Annotated in this window: 15 protein-coding genes and 6 tRNA genes; 13 read left to right on the top strand and 8 right to left on the bottom strand. The window is 53.8% G+C overall.

The annotated features are described in order from the left end of the window. Positions 1 to 170: 170 nt before the first annotated feature. Positions 171 to 428: a membrane protein YpdK gene (gene ypdK / locus C3F35_RS26885; protein WP_040287801.1), complete on the top strand. Its 258-nt coding sequence runs from the start codon at positions 171 to 173 to the stop codon at positions 426 to 428. Positions 429 to 484: 56 nt separating this feature from the next. Here the strand turns inward: ypdK and alaC are convergent, their stop codons facing one another. Continuing rightward, entirely contained in the window at positions 485 to 1726 is a 1242-nt protein-coding gene (alaC, locus tag C3F35_RS18475) for an alanine transaminase (RefSeq protein WP_032612932.1), read from the bottom strand. A 384-nt stretch (positions 1727 to 2110) separates the two neighbouring features. Between alaC and C3F35_RS18470 the strand changes: the two genes are divergently transcribed. Both C3F35_RS18470 and C3F35_RS18465 read left to right on the top strand, forming a co-directional pair. After that, complete coding sequence (locus C3F35_RS18470; protein WP_032612934.1) at positions 2111 to 3817, top strand: sensor histidine kinase; 1707 nt, start codon at positions 2111 to 2113, stop codon at positions 3815 to 3817. A gap of 3 nt (positions 3818 to 3820) precedes the next feature. Next, the gene (locus tag C3F35_RS18465; protein ID WP_032612936.1) at positions 3821 to 4558 is read left to right on the top strand and encodes a LytR/AlgR family response regulator transcription factor; all 738 of its coding nucleotides are present in this window, start codon (positions 3821 to 3823) and stop codon (positions 4556 to 4558) included. A 41-nt stretch (positions 4559 to 4599) separates the two neighbouring features. On the opposite strand, the gene glk is transcribed toward C3F35_RS18465, so the two are convergent. Next, entirely contained in the window at positions 4600 to 5565 is a 966-nt protein-coding gene (glk, locus tag C3F35_RS18460; RefSeq protein ID WP_032612938.1) for a glucokinase, read from the bottom strand. A 204-nt stretch (positions 5566 to 5769) separates the two neighbouring features. Between glk and C3F35_RS18455 the strand changes: the two genes are divergently transcribed. Next, positions 5770 to 7005 (top strand): ion channel protein, encoded by a 1236-nt coding sequence (locus C3F35_RS18455; protein WP_103793021.1) that lies wholly within the window; start codon positions 5770 to 5772, stop codon positions 7003 to 7005. Here the strand turns inward: C3F35_RS18455 and ipdC are convergent, their stop codons facing one another. Further along, positions 7006 to 8661, bottom strand: coding sequence for an indolepyruvate decarboxylase (gene ipdC, locus C3F35_RS18450; RefSeq protein WP_032612940.1), 1656 nt, complete (start codon positions 8659 to 8661; stop codon positions 7006 to 7008). A gap of 184 nt (positions 8662 to 8845) precedes the next feature. On the opposite strand from ipdC, the gene mgrA reads away from it, so the two are divergent. Beyond that, positions 8846 to 9844, top strand: coding sequence for an L-glyceraldehyde 3-phosphate reductase (gene mgrA, locus C3F35_RS18445; protein ID WP_103793022.1), 999 nt, complete (start codon positions 8846 to 8848; stop codon positions 9842 to 9844). 127 nt (positions 9845 to 9971) lie between these two features. Then, positions 9972 to 10307, top strand: a complete 336-nt coding sequence (ypeC, locus tag C3F35_RS18440) for a DUF2502 domain-containing protein YpeC (protein ID WP_032612944.1) — start codon at positions 9972 to 9974, stop codon at positions 10305 to 10307. 29 nt (positions 10308 to 10336) lie between these two features. On the opposite strand, the gene C3F35_RS18435 is transcribed toward ypeC, so the two are convergent. Continuing rightward, entirely contained in the window at positions 10337 to 11578 is a 1242-nt protein-coding gene (locus C3F35_RS18435) for an Nramp family divalent metal transporter (protein ID WP_059307444.1), read from the bottom strand. A gap of 345 nt (positions 11579 to 11923) precedes the next feature. Here C3F35_RS18435 and C3F35_RS18430 point away from each other — a divergent pair, with 345 nt between their 5' ends. Beyond that, positions 11924 to 13111: a NupC/NupG family nucleoside CNT transporter gene (locus tag C3F35_RS18430; RefSeq protein WP_032612948.1), complete on the top strand. Its 1188-nt coding sequence runs from the start codon at positions 11924 to 11926 to the stop codon at positions 13109 to 13111. A 40-nt stretch (positions 13112 to 13151) separates the two neighbouring features. On the opposite strand, the gene C3F35_RS18425 is transcribed toward C3F35_RS18430, so the two are convergent. From C3F35_RS18425 to C3F35_RS18415, 3 genes are all read right to left on the bottom strand, one after another. Beyond that, positions 13152 to 15347, bottom strand: a complete 2196-nt coding sequence (locus tag C3F35_RS18425; RefSeq protein ID WP_103793023.1) for an EAL domain-containing protein — start codon at positions 15345 to 15347, stop codon at positions 13152 to 13154. 209 nt (positions 15348 to 15556) lie between these two features. Then, positions 15557 to 15632: transfer RNA gene (locus C3F35_RS18420), tRNA-Ala, on the bottom strand. A gap of 41 nt (positions 15633 to 15673) precedes the next feature. Continuing rightward, positions 15674 to 15749 (bottom strand) — tRNA-Ala (locus C3F35_RS18415). A 220-nt stretch (positions 15750 to 15969) separates the two neighbouring features. Here C3F35_RS18415 and C3F35_RS18410 point away from each other — a divergent pair. Both C3F35_RS18410 and C3F35_RS18405 read left to right on the top strand, forming a co-directional pair. Then, positions 15970 to 16329, top strand: coding sequence for a YfeC-like transcriptional regulator (locus tag C3F35_RS18410; protein WP_032612952.1), 360 nt, complete (start codon positions 15970 to 15972; stop codon positions 16327 to 16329). 1 nt (position 16330) lies between these two features. Next, complete coding sequence (locus C3F35_RS18405) at positions 16331 to 16726, top strand: YfeC-like transcriptional regulator (protein WP_032612954.1); 396 nt, start codon at positions 16331 to 16333, stop codon at positions 16724 to 16726. Between the two features lie 45 nt (positions 16727 to 16771). On the opposite strand, the gene gltX is transcribed toward C3F35_RS18405, so the two are convergent. After that, positions 16772 to 18187 (bottom strand): glutamate--tRNA ligase, encoded by a 1416-nt coding sequence (gene gltX, locus C3F35_RS18400; RefSeq protein ID WP_032612956.1) that lies wholly within the window; start codon positions 18185 to 18187, stop codon positions 16772 to 16774. A gap of 257 nt (positions 18188 to 18444) precedes the next feature. On the opposite strand from gltX, the gene C3F35_RS18395 reads away from it, so the two are divergent. The 4 genes from C3F35_RS18395 (at position 18445) to C3F35_RS18380 (ending at position 18824) form a co-directional block, all read left to right on the top strand. Continuing rightward, positions 18445 to 18520: transfer RNA gene (locus C3F35_RS18395), tRNA-Val, on the top strand. Between the two features lie 42 nt (positions 18521 to 18562). Further along, positions 18563 to 18638: transfer RNA gene (locus C3F35_RS18390), tRNA-Val, on the top strand. A 30-nt stretch (positions 18639 to 18668) separates the two neighbouring features. Beyond that, positions 18669 to 18744: transfer RNA gene (locus C3F35_RS18385), tRNA-Val, on the top strand. A 4-nt stretch (positions 18745 to 18748) separates the two neighbouring features. Next, a tRNA-Lys gene (locus tag C3F35_RS18380) sits at positions 18749 to 18824 on the top strand. Positions 18825 to 18881 lie beyond the last annotated feature (57 nt).

Below are 18881 nucleotides of genomic sequence, written 5' to 3'. Positions count from 1 at the left end.
CTGCTGAAGGTTAGTTTCACCTTGAAACTAACCTTTTCAATCACCTGTGATCACCCTGCTTTATCGTTAGCACGCTATGTTGCTCAGGCGCAGTTTATTACCCTGCGAAATTAAACTGTCGCCGTTCCACGACACCCGTAAGTCGCGGAAATTATTTAAGAAAATGCCTCTTGTCACCCCAAAAATTTAAGCGTACATTAGCGCCGTCTGGTAGCGAGAAAGCACAGAATTCTGAGCTGGTGTCGACGCCTAACGGGGATAATTCTCATTTCCGCTTTGGCCTGACTTCAGTTCTCTATACTCAGTTGGACTCTGAATTTAATGCGTATCACGATATACGCGGAGCGATGAACGTGAAATATTTCTTTATGGGTTTTTCAGTGATTGTGTTCGCCTGGGTCGGCACCTTTGCCCTGATGATGAACTGAGCGAAGAAAACGCAGTTAAAAAAACAGGAGCCACTGGCTCCTGTTTTTTTTGCTACTTACTGCCCGGCCTGCTCTGGCGCCGTTTTTGTCCCCTGCGGCAACAGCCCGTCAGCACGGAACATACTCTTGATGCCCCTCACCGCCTGACGAATACGGTCGCTGTTTTCAATCAGCGCGAAACGCACGTGCGTATCACCGTACTCGCCAAAGCCCACCCCGGGTGAGACACAGACTTTTGCGTCCTGCAGCAGTTTCTTGGCGAACTCCAGCGACCCCATCGCGGCGTAGGCATCCGGGATTTTTGCCCAGACGTACATGGAGGCTTTCGGCATCTCGACCATCCAGCCTGCTTCATGTAGCCCTTTGACCAGCACATCGCGGCGACGCTTGTACTGCGCGGCGATATCTTTCACGCACTGCTGGTCCCCTTCAAGGGCAGCAATGGCCGCTACCTGCAACGGGGTAAAGGTGCCGTAGTCGTGGTAGCTTTTGATGCGCGCCAGCGCATTCACCAGCGTCTTGTTGCCGACCATAAAGCCAATGCGCCAGCCCGCCATGTTGTAGCTTTTCGACAGGGTGAAGAACTCTACGGCCACGTCGCGCGCGCCGGGAACCTGCATAATCGACGGGGCTTTCCAGCCGTCATACACGATATCGGCATAGGCCAGATCATGTACCACCAGCACGTCGTAACGCTTCGCCAGGGCCACCACCTTTTCAAAGAAATCGAGTTCGACACACTGCGCGGTCGGGTTGGAGGGGAAACCGAGGATCATCATTTTCGGCTTGGGATAGCTTTCGCGGATAGCGCGCTCCAGCTCGTTGAAAAAGTCAACGCCCTCCACCAGCGGCACGGAGCGAACCTGCGCCCCGGCGATGACCGCGCCGTAAATATGGATTGGATAGCTGGGATTCGGCACCAGCACCGTGTCGCCATGATCCAGGGTCGCCAGCATCAGATGCGCCAGCCCCTCTTTCGAGCCGATGGTGACGATGGCTTCGCTCTCGGGATCGATCTCCACCTGATAGCGGTCCTGATACCAGCGCGAAATGGCGCGGCGTAAACGTGGGATGCCTTTGGAAGTGGAGTAGCCATGCGTATCCGGGCGCTGGGCGACGGTGCAGAGTTTTTCCACGATATGCGGCGGCGTAGCGCCGTCCGGGTTGCCCATACTGAAATCAATAATGTCTTCGCCGCGCCGACGCGCAGCCATTTTCAGTTCAGCGGTAATATTAAAAACATACGGGGGGAGACGATCGATACGCGAAAAACGGCGTTCAGGACTGGAATCAGCCATACCTACCTCAGATAACGTTAGCGCCCGGACCGTCCGAGCGACGTCGCCACGATGTGTGGCGTGCTTAGAAAATAACCTGAAAAAATTCGCCTTGTCGAGAGGGGTAAATAAAAAAATCGCAGCGCAAAAACGGGAACTCTGCTGCGGATAAAATGGGAAGTAAAAATGACCGGATATCTTTTAAAGGCTTTTTTGTTAACACTTTAATATCATTAGATTTACGACTTCCGGGTGGTTTTTCTCACAGGCGCAACGTTCAGGGCAAGCTAACACCTTCCCCTTTGAAGAGTGTGGTTTCTCCTCATTTGATAAAACCGACGGATGACTGGTCATTGGGCGTGAGGTTTTTTATCATGGTTTTTTCCCGTTTTCCCAGGTCACACTGTGCACGAAATATTTAATATGCTGCTGGCGGTCTTCGATCGGGCGGCATTAATGCTGATTTGCCTGTTCTTCCTCATCCGCATCCGCCTGTTTCGCGAGCTGCTGCATAAATCGGCCCACTCGCCGCGCGAGCTGCTGGCGGTAACCGCCATTTTCTCCATGTTTGCCCTGTTCAGCACCTGGTCCGGGGTGCCGGTGGAAGGATCCCTGGTCAACGTGCGCATCATTGCCGTGATGTCCGGCGGGATCCTGTTTGGCCCCTGGGTCGGGATCATCACCGGCGTCATCGCCGGGCTTCATCGTTACCTGATTGATATCGGCGGCGTGACGGCAGTCCCCTGCCTGATCACCAGCATCATCGCGGGGATCTTATCGGGCTGGATCAACCGTAAAATCCCCAAAAAACAGCACTGGCGGGCAGGTATTATCGCCGGGATGATCTGCGAAACCCTGACCATGATCCTGGTGGTGGCCTGGGCCCCCACTGTCGACCTGGGGCTGGATATCGTGTCGAAAATCGGCATTCCGATGATCCTCGGCAGCGTCTGTGTGGGCTTTATTGTGCTGCTGGTGCAGAGTGTGGAGGGCGAAAAAGAGGCCAGCGCCGCCCGCCAGGCCAAGCTGGCGCTGGATATTGCCAATAAAACCCTGCCGCTGTTTCGTGATATCAACGCCGAATCCCTGCGTAAAGTTTGCGACATCATCCGCACCGACATTCACGCCGATGCCGTCGCCATTACCAATATTAACCGGGTGCTGGCCTATGTGGGCGTGGGTGAACATAACTACCAGGATAATGACGACACCGTTAGCCCCACTACCCGCCAGGCGATCAGCGACGGCAAAATTATCATCAAAAATAACGACGAAGCCCACCGCACCCCGGAGATCCATTCCATGCTGGTGATCCCGCTGTGGGAAAAAGGGGTCGTCACCGGTACGCTAAAAATTTACTACTGCCACGCGCACCAGATTACATCCTCCTTACAGGAGATGGCGGTCGGGCTGTCGCAGATTATCTCCACCCAGCTGGAGGTGTCCCGTGCCGAACAGCTGCGGGAGATGGCCAACAAGGCCGAGCTGCGCGCCCTGCAAAGTAAAATTAATCCCCATTTCCTGTTCAATGCCCTGAATGCCATCTCCTCGTCGATCCGAATGAACCCGGACACCGCCCGCCAGTTGATCTTTAACCTGTCGCGCTATTTGCGCTACAACATCGAGCTGAAGGATGACGAGCAGATCGACATCAAAAAAGAGCTGTACCAGATTAAGGATTACATCGCCATTGAGCAGGCGCGGTTTGGCGACAAGCTCACCGTCATCTACGACATTGATGAAGAGGTAAACTGCGTGATCCCGAGCCTGCTGATCCAGCCGCTGGTGGAAAATGCCATTGTCCACGGCATCCAGCCGCGCAAAGGCAAAGGCGTGGTGACGATAAGCGTGGCGGAGTGCGGTAACCGGGTGCGGGTGGCGGTACGGGATACCGGCCACGGTATTGATCCAAAAGTGATTGAGCGGGTGGAGTCGAACGAGATGCCTGGCAATAAAATTGGCCTGCTGAATGTTCATCACCGCGTTAAGCTGCTCTATGGTGAAGGACTGCATATTCGCCGCCTTGAGCCGGGCACCGAAATCGCCTTTTATGTGCCCAATGAACGGTCCGCCGTTCATGCGCAGACGTTGTTATCGCCCTGGAGAGAGTAACCCATGAAAGTCATCATTGTGGAAGATGAAATACTCGCGCAACAGGAGCTGAGCTGGCTTATCAAAGAACATAGCCAGATGGAGATCGTCGGCACTTTTGAGGACGGTCTGGACGTGCTGAAATACCTTCAGCACAACAGGGTTGACGCCATTTTTCTGGATATCAATATTCCGTCGCTGGACGGCGTGCTGCTGGCGCAAAACATCAGCCAGTTTGCCACTAAACCTTTTATCGTTTTTGTCACCGCGTGGAAAGAGCATGCGGTGGAGGCTTTTGAACTGGAGGCCTTCGACTATATTCTGAAGCCCTATCAGGAGTCGCGGATCGTCAGCATGCTGCAAAAGCTTGAGCAAGCCTGGCAGCAGCAGTCCAGCGCAGGCCAGATCGCAGCTTCACCAGCCACGCGCGAAAATGACACCATCAATTTGATCAAGGATGAGCGCATCATCGTGACGCCGATGGACGATATCTATTACGCCGAAGCCCATGAAAAGATGACGTTTGTTTATACCCGCCGCGAGTCGTTCGTCATGCCGATGAACATCACGGAATTTTGCAGCAAGCTATCAACCAGCCATTTTTTCCGCTGCCACCGTTCGTTCTGCGTCAACCTGCATAAGATCCGCGAGATCGAGCCATGGTTTAACAACACCTATATTTTGCGGCTAAAGGATCTGGATTTTCAGGTGCCGGTGAGTCGCAGCAAGGTGAAAGAGTTTCGCCAGCTGATGCACCTGTAAAAGGAAGCCCCGGTGAACGGCATTTCACCGGGGAGGAAGGGTTACAGCACCTGGCCCAGAGTCTGACGCAGATGCGCTCCGGCGCCGAGCAGCCCCGGGTTATCATGCACAATCAGGTACACCGGGATATCCTGAACGTAGTCGCGGAAGCGGCCCTTATCTTCAAACCCACCGCGGAAACCGGAAGATTTAAAGAACTCGAGGAAGCGCGGCACAATCCCGCCCGCAATATAGACTCCACCAAAGGTGTTCAGATTCAGCGCCAGGTTGCCGCCAAAACGGCCCATGATGACGCAGAACAGTGACAGCGCACGACGGCAGTCGGTGCAACTGTCTTCCAGCGCGCGTTCGGTCACGTCTTTCGGCTGCAGGTTTTCCGGCAGACGCCCGTCAGACTTCACGATTGCCCGATAGAGATTCACCAGCCCCGGGCCTGAAAGCACGCGCTCTGCCGACACATGGCCCAGCTCCGCGCGCAGCTCTTCGAGGATAATGCCCTCTTCTTCGCTGTTAGGCGCGAAATCCACGTGCCCGCCTTCGCCTGGCAGGCTGATCCAGCGTTTGTCGACGTGTACCAGATGTGACACGCCAAGCCCGGTACCGGCGCCATAGACCGCGATAGGCTTACCTTCAACCGGCTGGGTGCCGCCAAACTGGATCAGATGCTCCGGCTTTAACATGGGGATCGCCATCGACACCGCGGTAAAGTCGTTAATAATTTCCAGATGCGCAAACCCGAGGTTCGCTTTCATCTCTGCCGTGGAAAACGCCCAGGTGTGGTTGGTCATCGCCACCCAGTCACCGGTAATCGGGCAGGCAATGGCAATGCTGCCATCTTCCACGCTGACATCATGCTCGGTCAGATAGACACGAACCACCGCTTCGAGGCTAGGATAATCCAGCCCGGAATAGGTTTTGGCGCGGGAGATTTCCCCCGAGTTGACGTCACATAACGCCAGACGCGCGTTAGTGCCTCCTACATCACCTACCAAAGCATACTTTGTCATTCTTCTACTGCTCCGCTAAAGTCAAAATAACTCTTTGGCACACTCTAAATTCAAGGCCCGATAACAACAACGACCTGAATAAAAGCACCCCAGGATTATAGATCTTCATCACAGAATAACTTTACCGTTTCAGCACCATTTGCACTATTAGCATCAGTCTGAGCGTGCAAAGTAAAGATCGCCATTTTTTACAAGGAAATCATCATGCTCCATCCGCGAGCCAGAACGATGCTGCTGTTGGCCCCTCCCGCGCTGATTATTGGCGTCGCCTCCAGCCTGATTCTGATTGTGATCATGAAAGTTGCCGCCGTATTACAGTCGGTACTGTGGACGTCATTACCTTCCACAGTTGGCCTCAACGCGAGTTCTCCGACCTGGGTGATTTTAATCCTGACCTTAACCGGCATTGCCGTGGGGCTGGTGATCCGCTACAGCCCTGGCCATGCCGGGCCGGATCCGGCGACAGAGCCGCTGATTGGCGCGCCGGTGGATACGGCCGCCCTGCCCGGGCTGATCATCGCCCTGATTATCGGCCTGGCGGGGGGCGTCAGCCTCGGGCCAGAGCATCCGGTGATGGCGGTGAATATCGCCCTCGCCGTTGCCGTGGGGTCGCGTATCTTGCCCCGGGTTAACACTTTGGACTGGACCATTCTCGCCTCGGCGGGCACCATCGGCGCGCTGTTCGGCACACCCGTTGCGGCGGCGCTGATATTTTCCCAGACCCTGAGCGGCAATGCCGACATCCCCCTCTGGGATCGCCTGTTCGCCCCGCTGTTGTCTGCCGCCGCGGGTGCCCTGACCACCAGCCTGTTTTTCCATCCCCACTTTTCATTGCCCATCGCCCATTACAGCCAGATGCAGCTGGCCGATATCTTTAGCGGGGCGATTGTTGCCGCCATCGCCATCGCGCTGGGGATGGTGGCGGTCTGGTGCCTGCCGCGCCTGCACCGGCTGATGCATCGCCTGAAGCATCCGGTGCTGATCCTGGGGATGGGTGGACTGATTATGGGGATCCTGGGCGCTATCGGGGGGAACATTACGCTGTTTAAAGGGCTGGATGAGATGCAGCAGATGGCCTTCAGCCAGGTTTTCACCGTCTCCGATTACCTGCTTTTTGCGCTGATCAAACTGGCGGCGCTGGTGGTGGCAGCGGCCTGCGGTTTTCGCGGAGGACGGATTTTCCCGGCGGTGTTTGTCGGCGTTGCCCTGGGGCTGATGCTGCATGAGCACGTTGAGGCGGTTCCGGCGGCGATTACCATCTCCTGTTCGATTCTGGGACTGGTGCTGGTTGTTACCCGGGATGCGTGGCTGAGCCTGTTTATGGCGGCAGTGGTGGTGCCAGACACCACCCTGCTGCCGCTCCTTTGTATTGTGATGCTGCCCGCCTGGCTGTTGCTGGCGGGCAGACCGATGCTGGCTGCCTCTGGCGAGGACAAATAATCAGGCGCTTTTACGCGCCTCCAGCGCCTGGATGATGCCACTCAGCAGCGGCGGAACATCGGCTTTCGGCAGCATGACCTCAATCAGCGAAAGCCGTTCCGGGTGCGCCACTTTTTCAAGCACCTCTTCCAGCTGCACCGCCTCACTCACCCGCCAGCACTCAGCCTGACAATCCAGACTCAGTGCCTGCGGGATCTGCGTCCAGTTCCACAGGGCAATGTCGTTGTAACGCTGATTGGGACCATGAATCGCGCGCTCAACCGTGTAGCCTTCGTTGTTCAGCACCATGATCACCGGGCGCTGTTTATCCCGCAGCATCGAACCCAGCTCCTGAATGGTGAGCTGCGCTGCGCCGTCGCCGGTAATCGCAATCACGCGCCGATCCGGGCAGGCCGTCTGCGCGCCATAGGCGGCAGCAAGCGTATACCCAATCGACCCCCAGATCGGCTGAACAATAAAATTCACGTCTTCGGGTAGGCGCAGTGCGCCCGCACCAAAAGCGGAGGTTCCCTGATCGGCCAGAATGATATCCCCCGGACGAATAAAGGTTTGCAGCGTTTGCCAGAAACTGTCCTGGCTTAACGTACCGGGGTGGACCGCATGCAGCTGACGCGCCGGACGGGTCGCCGTAGTGGCGCTGGCATACTGATGACAGAGGCTGGACAGCACCTCAATCGCCTGGGTCATCGGGATCCCGGTATACCAGACATCCCCGATCCGCGAGGCGTGCGGCTGAACGTCGATAGTCTGCTGCGGCGTGAGTTTGTGGGTGAACCCGGCGGTGAGGGTATCGGTAAAGCGTGTCCCCACGCAGATCACCGTATCGGCTCCTTCAATGGCTTCGTTGACTCCGGCGGCACTGGCAGAGCCGCTGTAGGTGCCTGCGAAGCCCGGTTTGCGCTCGTCAAAAATGCCTTTCCCCATCAGCAAGGTGGCATGTGCCATGGGCGTTTGCTCCACCCAGCGCTGGAGCTGGCTCTGCAGGCCGTAACGCAGGACGAGGAAATCCGCCAGCAGCGCGGTGCGCTCGCTCGCTGCCAGCCTTTTCTCTGCCGCCTGGCGGAAGGCATCGAGGCGGAAACTGTCACTTTCATAAAGACGATCAATGAGAGCGCTTACAGGCGGCGTGGCAGGTTTTTTTGCCACATCGGCAGGCAGCATGATGTAGCCCGGACGGCGCTCCCGGAGCATTTCCGTCAATACGCGGTCGATTTCATAGCAGGCATTTTGCTCGGTGAGATGGGCCTGCGCGACGGTGACGGGCTCACTCATTTTATAAAAGTGACGAAATTCGCCGTCACCGAGCGTGTGGTGCAGCAGCTCCCCTTTTTTCTGCGAAGCGCTGCCCGGCGCGCCCACGATATGCAGAACCGGAACATGCTCGGCGAAACTGCCCGCGATACCGTTCATGGCGCTAAGCTCGCCCACCCCAAAGGTGGTCAAGAGCGCGGCAAAACCTTTGCAGCGCGCGTAGCCATCGGCCGCGTAGGCGGCGTTCAATTCATTGGCACAACCAACCCAGCCAATATCCGGGCTGGCGATAACGTGATCGAGAAACTGCAAATTGTAGTCGCCTGGCACACCAAACAGATGATCGGCACCACAATCTGTAAGGCGGTCCAGCAGGTAATCGGCGACGGTGTAGGGGGTTTGCATGACTATTATCCTTATAATGTTGACTTCACTTTGAGTATTGAAGAAGCGTGATAGCTGTCCAGAATTGGGAATAATCAGGTCGTGGAAACCATGCTTTACGTATTTTTGCGCGCTAATCTGTTTGCTTTCGTCTTTGTGTAAACGTATACACTGGATGACTTTCTGATGCAGAGGGACAAAACTCATGGTTTACCAGGCAGATCAAGATCGTTATCAATCAATGCAATATCAACGATGTGGGCAAAGCGGCCTTAAGCTGCCCGCCATCTCCCTCGGGCTGTGGCACAACTTCGGCGACGCCACGCTGATCGAAAACAGCCGTCAACTTTTACATCGTGCTTTTGATCTGGGCATTACCCACTTTGACCTTGCCAACAACTATGGTCCACCGCCGGGATCGGCAGAGCGTAACTTCGGGCGGATTTTGCAGGAGGATTTCAGCAGCTTGCGTGATGAACTGATCATCTCCAGCAAAGCGGGTTATACCATGTGGGAGGGGCCGTACGGCGACTGGGGCTCGCGTAAATACCTGATCGCCAGCCTCGATCAAAGCCTGAAACGCATGGGGCTGGAGTATGTGGATGTCTTCTATCACCACCGCCCGGATCCCGAAACGCCGTTGCAGGAGACCATGAAAGCGCTCGACCATATCGTGCGTCAGGGCAAAGCGCTGTACGTTGGGCTGTCCAACTACCCGGCCGAGTTGGCGCGACAGGCCATCGAAATCCTCGACGATCTGGGCACCCCCTGCCTTATCCACCAGCCAAAATTCTCGATGCTGGAACGCGCGCCTGAAGAGGGATTACTGGATGTGCTTAAGCAGAAAGGAGTGGGATGCATTGCGTTTTCGCCGCTTGCGGGCGGCCAGCTGACCGATCGTTATCTGAACGGGATCCCGGCAGATTCCCGTGCCGCCAGCGGTAGCCGCTTCCTGAACCCGGATCAGATTACTGAAGAAAAACTGGTGAAGGTACGCAAACTCAATGCGCTGGCCGAACGCCGTAACCAGAAATTGTCGCAGATGGCGCTGGCCTGGGTATTACATCATGAGGCCATTACCTCGGTGCTGATAGGTGCCAGTAAAACGGCGCAAATCGACGATGCGGTGGGTATGCTGGCGAATCGTCACTTCACGCCTGAAGAGCTGAAGGAAATTGAAACAATTTTAAGCAGTGAAGAATAAGGGCACTTTTAGCAAAAAGTGCTATGCCCTTCCGAATTAGGAGTTAAAGCGATTATCCGGGGCTTTACCGCCCCTTAATATTGCGTTAACAAGCCGATTACGGCTCCGATCGTGAAGGAGAATAACAATGTTCAGGTCCCTGATTCTGGCAGCAGTATTAATGGCTTCAGCCCCGCTGGTCGCTAATGCTGGCGAAATCACCCTGTTGCCATCCGTAAAATTACAAATTGGCGATCGCGATAATTACGGTAACTACTGGGACGGTGGCGGCTGGCGTGACCGCGGCTACTGGCATCGTAACTATGAATGGCGTAACAAACGCTGGCACAAACATGACAACGGCTACCATCGTGGCTGGGATAAACGTAACGCCTATGAACGCGGTTATCGCGAAGGCTGGAGAGATCGTGATGACCATCGCGGCCGCAAAGGCCATGGTCGTGGCCACGGTCATCATCACTGATACGAAAAAGGCGCCTCGCGGCGCCTTTTTTATAATCCCATTGCAGTGCCAATCAGCAGCCACAGATTCAGCGCTACCACCAGCACCACTATCGCCCACCCTGCCCGTTTGACCATCACGCTGTTGACCAGATCGCCCATCAACTTTTTGTCACTGGTGAACACCAGCAGCGGCACCAGCGCCAGCGCAATACCAAAGCTCAGCAGCACCTGGCTCATCACCAGGATGCGGGTCGGATCCAGCCCCATCAGGATCACAATAAAGGAGGGCAGCATGGTGATGGACCGACGCACCCACAAAGGAATATGGAAGCGCACAAATCCCTGCATAACGACCTGCCCCGCAAGGGTACCGACCACTGTCGATGAGAGTCCTGCCGCGACCAGGCTAAGGCCGAAAATAGTGGCCGCCGCGTGGCTGAGTAACGGCTCCAGGGTCAGATAGGCCTGATCCAGATCGGCAACACCGGTATGGCCGTTGAAGTGAAATGCCGCCGCGGCGGTGGCCATCATCGCCAGATTCACAAACCCGGCAATGGTCATGGCAATCGCCACATCCCATTTGGTCGCAGAGTAACGCTCGTGGCGCGATCCTCCGTGCAGGTTCTGCGTCAGCGAAGAGTGCAGATAGATTACGTGCGGCATAATGGTGGCGCCCAGTACCCCGGCCGCAAGGAACACCGCTTCAGTCGTCGGCAGGCTCGGGATCGCCATCCCCTTGCCGAGCTGGATAACGTCCGGCTGGGAGAAGATCAGCTCCACAATATAGGCCGCCGCCACAAACAGCAGCAGGCCACCAATCACTTTTTCGAGCGGTTTTTGCCCGCGTCGTTGCAGCATCAGGATCAAGAAGGTGGCGATACCGGTCAATACCGCCCCTTGCAGCAGCGATACCCCCAGGATCAGCTTGAAGCCGATCGCTGCCCCGATAAATTCCGCAAGGTCGGTCGCCATGGCAATGATCTCTGCCTGCACCCAGTAAAACCAGACCAGCGGACGCGGATAGTGGTCGCGGATCTGTTCCGCAAGGTTTTTGCCGGTGGCGATGCCAAGTTTTGCCGACAGCACCTGAATCATCATCGCCATCAGGTTGGCCCAAACCACCACCCACAGCAGCTTATAGCCGAAGCTGGCCCCGGCCTGAATATTGGTCGCAAAATTACCGGGGTCGATATAGCCAATGGCGGCAATAAACGCAGGTCCCATTAATGCAAACCGCATTTTGCGTGCTGCTTTGCCACTGCTACTCTCATCAACGCGACTATTGCTCATTTTTGCCTCAGGAATATAGCCTTTGCTATGTTTAATGCTATCAAAATGCGAATGATTATCAAGTTCATTTGAGTTGGTTATAGTGATTACAGTGATAGCGAAGAACGATACACAGACTGGTTTAGTCGATAAACGGACGGGTAAAAAGCATGCAACCTTTGTGAAGCCTAGCACAGAAACTTAACTTTTAAGTCATTTACATAACATAACAAAAATGTATCGTATGTCACTATTTTTGAGTCTCGTCACAGGACGTGACTATAGTGTGGCTTTGATCTCGTTTTCTTTACGCTTGTTTCATAGAATGTGCAGCGAAATTAAACCTGCCTCATATTTGGAGCAAATATGGACCGCGTCCTACATTTTGTCCTCGCACTTGTTGTCGTTGCCGTGCTTGCGTTGCTGGTCAGCAGCGATCGTAAAAAAATCCGTATTCGTTATGTAATTCAGTTGCTCGTCATTGAAGTGCTGCTTGCCTGGTTCTTCCTGAACTCAGATGTAGGTCTGGGCTTTGTGAAGGGCTTCTCTGAGATGTTCGAAAAACTGCTCGGATTTGCTAATGAAGGGACTAACTTCGTGTTCGGTAAAATGAACGACGAAGGTCTGGCGTTCTTCTTCCTGAAAGTTCTGTGCCCTATCGTCTTCATCTCTGCCCTGATCGGTATTCTGCAGCACATTCGCATTCTGCCAATTGTGATCCGCGCCATTGGTACTGTGCTGTCTAAAGTCAACGGCATGGGCAAACTGGAATCTTTCAACGCCGTAAGCTCCCTGATCCTTGGTCAGTCTGAGAATTTTATTGCGTATAAAGATATTCTCGGCAAAATGTCCCGCAACCGCATGTACACCATGGCGGCCACGGCTATGTCTACCGTTTCCATGTCTATCGTGGGCGCGTATATGACCATGCTGGAGCCAAAATATGTCGTGGCTGCGCTGGTTCTGAACATGTTCAGCACCTTTATCGTGCTGTCCCTGATCAACCCGTACCGCGTGGATGAGAGTGAAGAGAACCTGCAGATGGCTAATCTGCACGAAGGTCAGAGCTTCTTCGAAATGCTGGGCGAGTATATTCTGGCAGGTTTCAAAGTGGCGGTTATCGTTGCGGCAATGCTGATCGGCTTTATCGCCCTGATCTCCGCGCTGAACGCCCTGTTTGCTGCCGTACTGGGTATCTCCTTCCAGGGCATTCTGGGTTACATCTTCTACCCGGTAGCCTGGGTGATGGGTGTGCCGGCAAGCGAAGCACTGCAGGTGGGCAGTATTATGGCAACCAAACTGGTTTCTAACGAATTCGTCGCAATGATGGATCTGCAGAAAATCGCCGGTTCCCTCTCCCCGCGCGCCGAAGGCATTCTCTCCGTGTTCCTGGTCTCCTTCGCCAACTTCTCTTCCATCGGTATCATCGCGGGTGCGATTAAAGGCCTGAACGAAGAGCAAGGTAACGTGGTTTCCCGCTTCGGTCTGAAGCTGGTATACGGTTCCACGCTGGTCAGCGTCCTGTCTGCGTCTATCGCTGCACTGGTCCTGTAATCAGCATAAAAAAACCGGGGACTTATCCTCCCCGGTTTTTTTACGCCTGTAGTTCACTAAGCGGGCGTGGTTTACCTACTAAATATCCCTGTAGATAATCCACCCCCGAGGCGAGCAGCATCTCGCGCTGCTCCTCCGTTTCGACAAACTCCGCCACTACACAGAGCGACCGGGTTTTCGCCAGATTGCAGATCGACTTCACAATCATCGCATCCATACTGTCGCTACAAATATCCTTCACAAAGCAGCCATCAATTTTGATGACATCGGCCTGCAGGCGCTTAAGACGTTCGTAATTGGCATAGCCGGTTCCAAAGTCGTCAATGGCCAGCTTGAAGCCGTAATGACGCAGCTGCTGAATATTGGCGATACTGACTTCGGAATTAGAGAATGCCTGCTCTTCGGTCACTTCAATGATCACCGCCTGCGGCCTTACCTTGTAGCGTTCAAACAGGGCAATAATCTCCGCTGCGACCTCTTTTTGCATCAGCGTTAAGGGCATCAGGTTTACGGAGAAACGCGCGCAGCAACCATCCGAGGGGTGCTCCTGCAACCATGCCAGCAGCGCCTCCACCACGCTCATATCGAAGCGTCGGCTCAGGTTAAACTGCGCCACCAGCGGCAGAAACTTATCAGGCGTCAGCAACTCTCCTTCGCTCTCCAGACGCGACAGGATTTCGTGATAGCCCACGCCATCCCACCTCTGGATGGGCTGCGCATACAGGCGTAAGCCGCCCTCATCCAGCGCCCGCTTAACCCGACCGAGCATCAGGACGCGATCCGTCGTCTGCCCGGAGACTGTCTCAAGGCTGTTATTCAGCGACAGCACCTGATGCGCCGAACAGGACTTTTCTGCCAGCCAGCTGAGCTGCCCGAGCGTGTGATAGAGACTTTCACCGCATTTGAACTCCACCCCACCCCAGGCAGCGCCAAACTCAATATCCAGCCCGGTGTTATTCCAGTAGATTTTGCGGCTGTTCAGGTGATCCACGATGTGCTGCAACCGGGCGCCAGTTTCCGGGCCGCTAAGCACAACTACCAGCTCGTTACCGGGGATCTGGAAAACTTGTTCATTGGGCATCAGCAGCGGCTGCAGCTGGCGGATAATGGCGCGTTTACACTGCACGCGCATCATCAGGCCGTAATGACGGCTCAGGAACTCCAGATTATCCATCCGCAAACAGCACAGGGTGGTGCCCTTGTTGTCTGTCAAAAAGGATTCCAGAGCGCGCAGGTTACGTAAGCCGGTCAGCGGGTCGATCAACGCCCTCTCCTGCCAGCCGCGCTTAAGCCATTCGCTGCGCTGATAAATGCGCGACATATATGACAGACAGATGGCGAAAGAGATAAGTACCGACAGCACAAACGCCAGCGAGTAGCCGTTCTGCACGCCCTGCAAAAAGTTACTGTTGTAGGTCAGCAACATCAGCGCACTTAACGCCCAACCAAGGGCAATCATGGGATAGCGAAAACGACTGATGCCAATTGTAAATAAAATGAAAATAACTGGAACCAGATAGCCAGCAATAATATCGGAGGTAAAAGGCAAGCAGAGCAGAAGCAGCCCGGCAATTAAACAAACAAGTAATACAGATGTAAATAATCGGTTTCGAGATGAGAAAGAATCACGCATATTTCTTTGCCAGAAGGCGCGCGCATAATTCGGATTAATTATCATTCTTAACGGATAATAGAACAGCATGGTAAAGATGATAACGGCGCAAACCAGGCTCTGAATATCGACAATATGATAAATTATCGAGCCTCTGTCCGTGAAATTGGCGAGGGTAACGGGAAAATCACACAAATAGCTGGCCAGGAACATCGACATTTTTATTCCCAGCGGTAAGGCAAATCCTAGCCATGTAATGCGCGCCGCCATGAACCGGCTGGGCACATGGTAGCGCCAGCGCGATCCCACCTGCCAACGAAGGATGGCGCATACTGCTAAAGTACTAAATACCTGGCAAAAAAGGAGGACAACATCCTGCCTGGCAGACAGCTGTAAATTCCATTCGTTAAGTATGGCAAAGCTGATAATAATTGGCAGGATGGCCTGACGGCCAAATAATAATATGATCGCCAGCATGACGCTCAGCGGCATCCATGCAAGATAAACCTCAAAGCCATCGACAACAGATTTCGGTGAAATAAGCCGGGAAAAAGGCACGACAATCATGCATAACGCCAGAGCAAGCAGAAAGCTCTTTCCGTTAATATTAACTATGCTTTTCATTAATTTTATTTAACTGTTTACCTGGCGATATTAAATTCGTATTAATGATAGACACTTCAATACCGTCATACAACGTTCCAGGTCAGGAAAAGTCATTACATAAAGTAAAGTTTTTACCAGGCAAAGCTATTTATTTGTCAATGCGGTGATAGTAAAGGGTTTCTTGCAGGCATAAAAAAACCCCCGCCATTCGGCGAGGGTTCAAATTTTGGTGGAGCTAAGCGGGATCGAACCGCTGACCTCTTGCATGCCATGCAAGCGCTCTCCCAGCTGAGCTATAGCCCCACAGTTTTGTTTACGCACCAGACTCTATTGGGATAAGAGTTTGGTGGAGCTAAGCGGGATCGAACCGCTGACCTCTTGCATGCCATGCAAGCGCTCTCCCAGCTGAGCTATAGCCCCATCGCGTAAAGCGTGTCGTGTTGACGGGCGGCATAATATGAATTCCACTGCGGAGTGTCAACGGCAAATTTTCACTCCAGCGTTCAACCGCTGAAAATTCATGCAAATGAATCACATTGCGAGAATGCTCGCAGCCAGGAGTTAATCTTGTCACGTTTTCCAGTAAAACGGTGTTATAAAATGAACCCCTAATTAACCACACTCTTACTCAGGAAATTGTATGATCAAGGAACGAATGACGCCGGAAGAGTTGGCCCGGCTCACTGGCTATAGCCGACAGACCATCAATAAATGGGTGCGTAAAGAGGGATGGTCCACATCGCCAAAACCTGGCGTTCAGGGCGGTAAGGCGCGCCTGGTCCATGTTAATGAGCAAGTTCGGGAATTTATTCGCAATGCGCGTCGCGCACCGGAGATGACGACCTTAGCGGAAGCGGCTGCAGATAAATCACTGCAGGCCTTGCTGATGACGCTGGCTAATGAAATGACGCCGACAGAACAGAAACAGCTGACCACTTTATTACTCCGGGAAGGGATCACCGGATTGTTGCAACGTTTAGGGATTCGCGATCAGAACTGATATGAAAAAATTACGTAGCAAAATGACCACCGAGGAACTGGCGGAGACGCTGGGCGTCGCCAGGCAGACCGTCAATCGCTGGGTGCGAAAAAATGGCTGGAAGACAGAAGGCATTAATGGAGTTAAAGGTGGGCGGGCGCGACTCATCTCTATTGATGCACAGGTCCGTGCGCACATCTCGAATATTCCGGCTATTCGTAAACGGCAGGTGCTCTACCAACTGGCAGAGAGCGCAGCCAGCTACGGTGAGACTAAGCCCGCTGCCGTACTACCCGGGATCACCAACGCGCTAGAGAGTATGACGTTAGCGGAACAGGAACGGCTCGACGCGCTGCTTAAACGAGAAGGTGTACAGGGTTTTCTCATGCGGCTGAGCATTCATCAGCCAGAAGAATAAAAAAAACGGCAGGGTAACCTGCCGTTTTGTTTTTTTGTTTCCTGATTACTGCTGGCTTTCGCGCTCAGCAATAAAGTCCAGGGCTCTGTTGATACGCGCCACGCTGCGGGTTTTACCAATTGCGTGTACGGTAACATCTAACGCCGGAGACTGACCCGCGCCGGTAACGGCTACGCGCAGCGGCATGCCGACTTTACCCATCCCGACTTCCAGTTCATCCGCTGTCGCCTGAATGGCATGGTGCACATTCTCAGCGCTCCAGTCGGTAATGGCGGCCAGCTTATCACGAACCACTTCCAGCGGCTGACGCGCTACCGGACGCAAATGCTTTTTAGCAGCGTCAGCGTCAAACTCATCATACTCTTCATAGAAGTAGCGGCAGTTTTCCGCGATCTCTTTCAGCGTTTTACAACGCTCGCCCAGAAGTTTAATCAGATCGGCCAGTTGAGGACCGTTGCGGGTATCAATGTTCGCCTGCTCGATATGCCATTGAAGCTGGGTCGCAACGTACTCTGGCGGCAGAGTATTGATATAGTGATGGTTCAGCCACAGCAGTTTATCGGTATTGAACGCACTGGCAGACTTACCTACCGCACTCAGAGTAAAGAGCTGAATCATCTCTTCACGGCTGAAGATCTCTTGATCGCCGTGGGACCAGCCCAGACGCACCAGATAGTTGAGCAGGGCTTCCGGCAGATAGCCGTCGTCACGGTACTGCATCACGCTGACTGCGCCATGGCGTTTGGAAAGTTTTTTACCATCGTCGCCGTTGATCATCGACACGTGCGCATAAACCGGGACCGGTGCATTCAGCGCTTTAAGAATGTTGATCTGGCGTGGCGTGTTATTGATATGGTCTTCGCCACGCACGACGTGGGTGATCGCCATATCCCAGTCATCTACCACAACACAGAAGTTATAGGTCGGTGAACCATCGGTACGGCGGATGATCAGATCGTCCAGCTCCTGGTTGCTGAATTCGATCGGGCCGCGGATCTGATCGTCAAAGATGACTGAGCCTTCCTGCGGGTTCGCGAAACGCACCACGCATGGCTCGTCTGCCTCATGGTGTTGATGATCGTGGCGGCAGCGACCGTCGTAACGAGGCTTTTCATTATTTGCCATCTGCTCTTCGCGCAGGGCTTCCAGACGTTCTTTAGAGCAGTAGCACTTATAAGCTGTACCCGCTTCAAGCATGTCATCAATAACCGCGTTATAGCGATCAAAACGTTTGGTCTGGAAATAGGGGCCTTCATCCCACTCCAGATTAAGCCAGTTCATACCATCCATAATGGCTTCGATTGCTTCCGGCGTGGAACGTTCGAGATCGGTATCTTCGATACGCAGCACAAACTCACCGCCCTGGTTACGAGCAAACAGCCAGGAATAGAGAGCAGTACGCGCGCCGCCGACGTGCAGATAGCCAGTAGGGCTTGGCGCGAAGCGAGTTTTGATTTTCATGAAGTGGCCTTACAGTGATAAAGATGCCGACAACCGGCATATCCTGGAAACGAAAGTGGGCAATATTCTATCACTCCAGCCTGATTCCTCAATCTTGTTGCTGTCAGATCCTTGTTCATAGTCGTTTTTGTTTAGAAATCATGCACCACTGGTGGTTTCGCGATCGTTTTGCTTAATTTTACGACGAACGAACAAAATCTTTAGAAAAGCCGTTGACTCATTTTCAACTCTCCCTATAATGCGACTCCACACAGCGGGGGTGATTAGCTCAGTTGGTAGAGCATCTCCTTTACACGGAGGGGGTCGGCGGTTCGAGCCCGTCATCACCCACCATCTACTTCGATAGATGCCGCAGTGTAGATAAGAATTGAGAATGGGCGATTAGCTCAGTTGGTAGAGCATCTCCTTTACACGGAGGGGGTCGGCGGTTCGAGCCCGTCATCGCCCACCATTCTCACCTTATCAATAGCAGTTCCGAAATGGGCGATTAGCTCAGTTGGTAGAGCATCTCCTTTACACGGAGGGGGTCGGCGGTTCGAGCCCGTCATCGCCCACCATTTCGGGTCGTTAGCTCAGTTGGTAGAGCAGTTGACTTTTAATCAATTGGTCGCAGGTTCGAATCCTGCACGACCCACCAATGTAAAAAAGCGCCCTAAAGGCGCTTTTTTGCTATCTGCGATTTAACCACTGCCTG

It is taken from the genome of Leclercia sp. LSNIH3 (assembly GCF_002935105.1).
GTDB lineage: Bacteria > Pseudomonadota > Gammaproteobacteria > Enterobacterales > Enterobacteriaceae > Enterobacter > Enterobacter adecarboxylatus.
The sequence above is the reverse complement of the archived record's forward strand: the minus strand, read 5'-3'. Positions and strand labels throughout refer to the sequence as shown.

Excerpts from the sequence above, each read along its gene's own strand:
- gltX (WP_032612956.1), bottom strand. The coding sequence starts at position 18,187 with ATGAAAATCAAAACTCGCTTCGCGCCAAGCCCTACTGGCTATCTGCAC.
- alaC (WP_032612932.1), bottom strand. The coding sequence starts at position 1,726 with ATGGCTGATTCCAGTCCTGAACGCCGTTTTTCGCGTATCGATCGTCTC.
- C3F35_RS18405 (WP_032612954.1), top strand. The coding sequence starts at position 16,331 with ATGAAAAAATTACGTAGCAAAATGACCACCGAGGAACTGGCGGAGACG.
- C3F35_RS18465 (WP_032612936.1), top strand. The coding sequence starts at position 3,821 with ATGAAAGTCATCATTGTGGAAGATGAAATACTCGCGCAACAGGAGCTG.
- C3F35_RS18430 (WP_032612948.1), top strand. The coding sequence starts at position 11,924 with ATGGACCGCGTCCTACATTTTGTCCTCGCACTTGTTGTCGTTGCCGTG.
- ipdC (WP_032612940.1), bottom strand. The coding sequence starts at position 8,661 with ATGCAAACCCCCTACACCGTCGCCGATTACCTGCTGGACCGCCTTACA.
- ypeC (WP_032612944.1), top strand. The coding sequence starts at position 9,972 with ATGTTCAGGTCCCTGATTCTGGCAGCAGTATTAATGGCTTCAGCCCCG.
- mgrA (WP_103793022.1), top strand. The coding sequence starts at position 8,846 with ATGGTTTACCAGGCAGATCAAGATCGTTATCAATCAATGCAATATCAA.
- C3F35_RS18410 (WP_032612952.1), top strand. The coding sequence starts at position 15,970 with ATGATCAAGGAACGAATGACGCCGGAAGAGTTGGCCCGGCTCACTGGC.
- C3F35_RS18425 (WP_103793023.1), bottom strand. The coding sequence starts at position 15,347 with ATGAAAAGCATAGTTAATATTAACGGAAAGAGCTTTCTGCTTGCTCTG.
- C3F35_RS18455 (WP_103793021.1), top strand. The coding sequence starts at position 5,770 with ATGCTCCATCCGCGAGCCAGAACGATGCTGCTGTTGGCCCCTCCCGCG.
- C3F35_RS18435 (WP_059307444.1), bottom strand. The coding sequence starts at position 11,578 with ATGAGCAATAGTCGCGTTGATGAGAGTAGCAGTGGCAAAGCAGCACGC.
- glk (WP_032612938.1), bottom strand. The coding sequence starts at position 5,565 with ATGACAAAGTATGCTTTGGTAGGTGATGTAGGAGGCACTAACGCGCGT.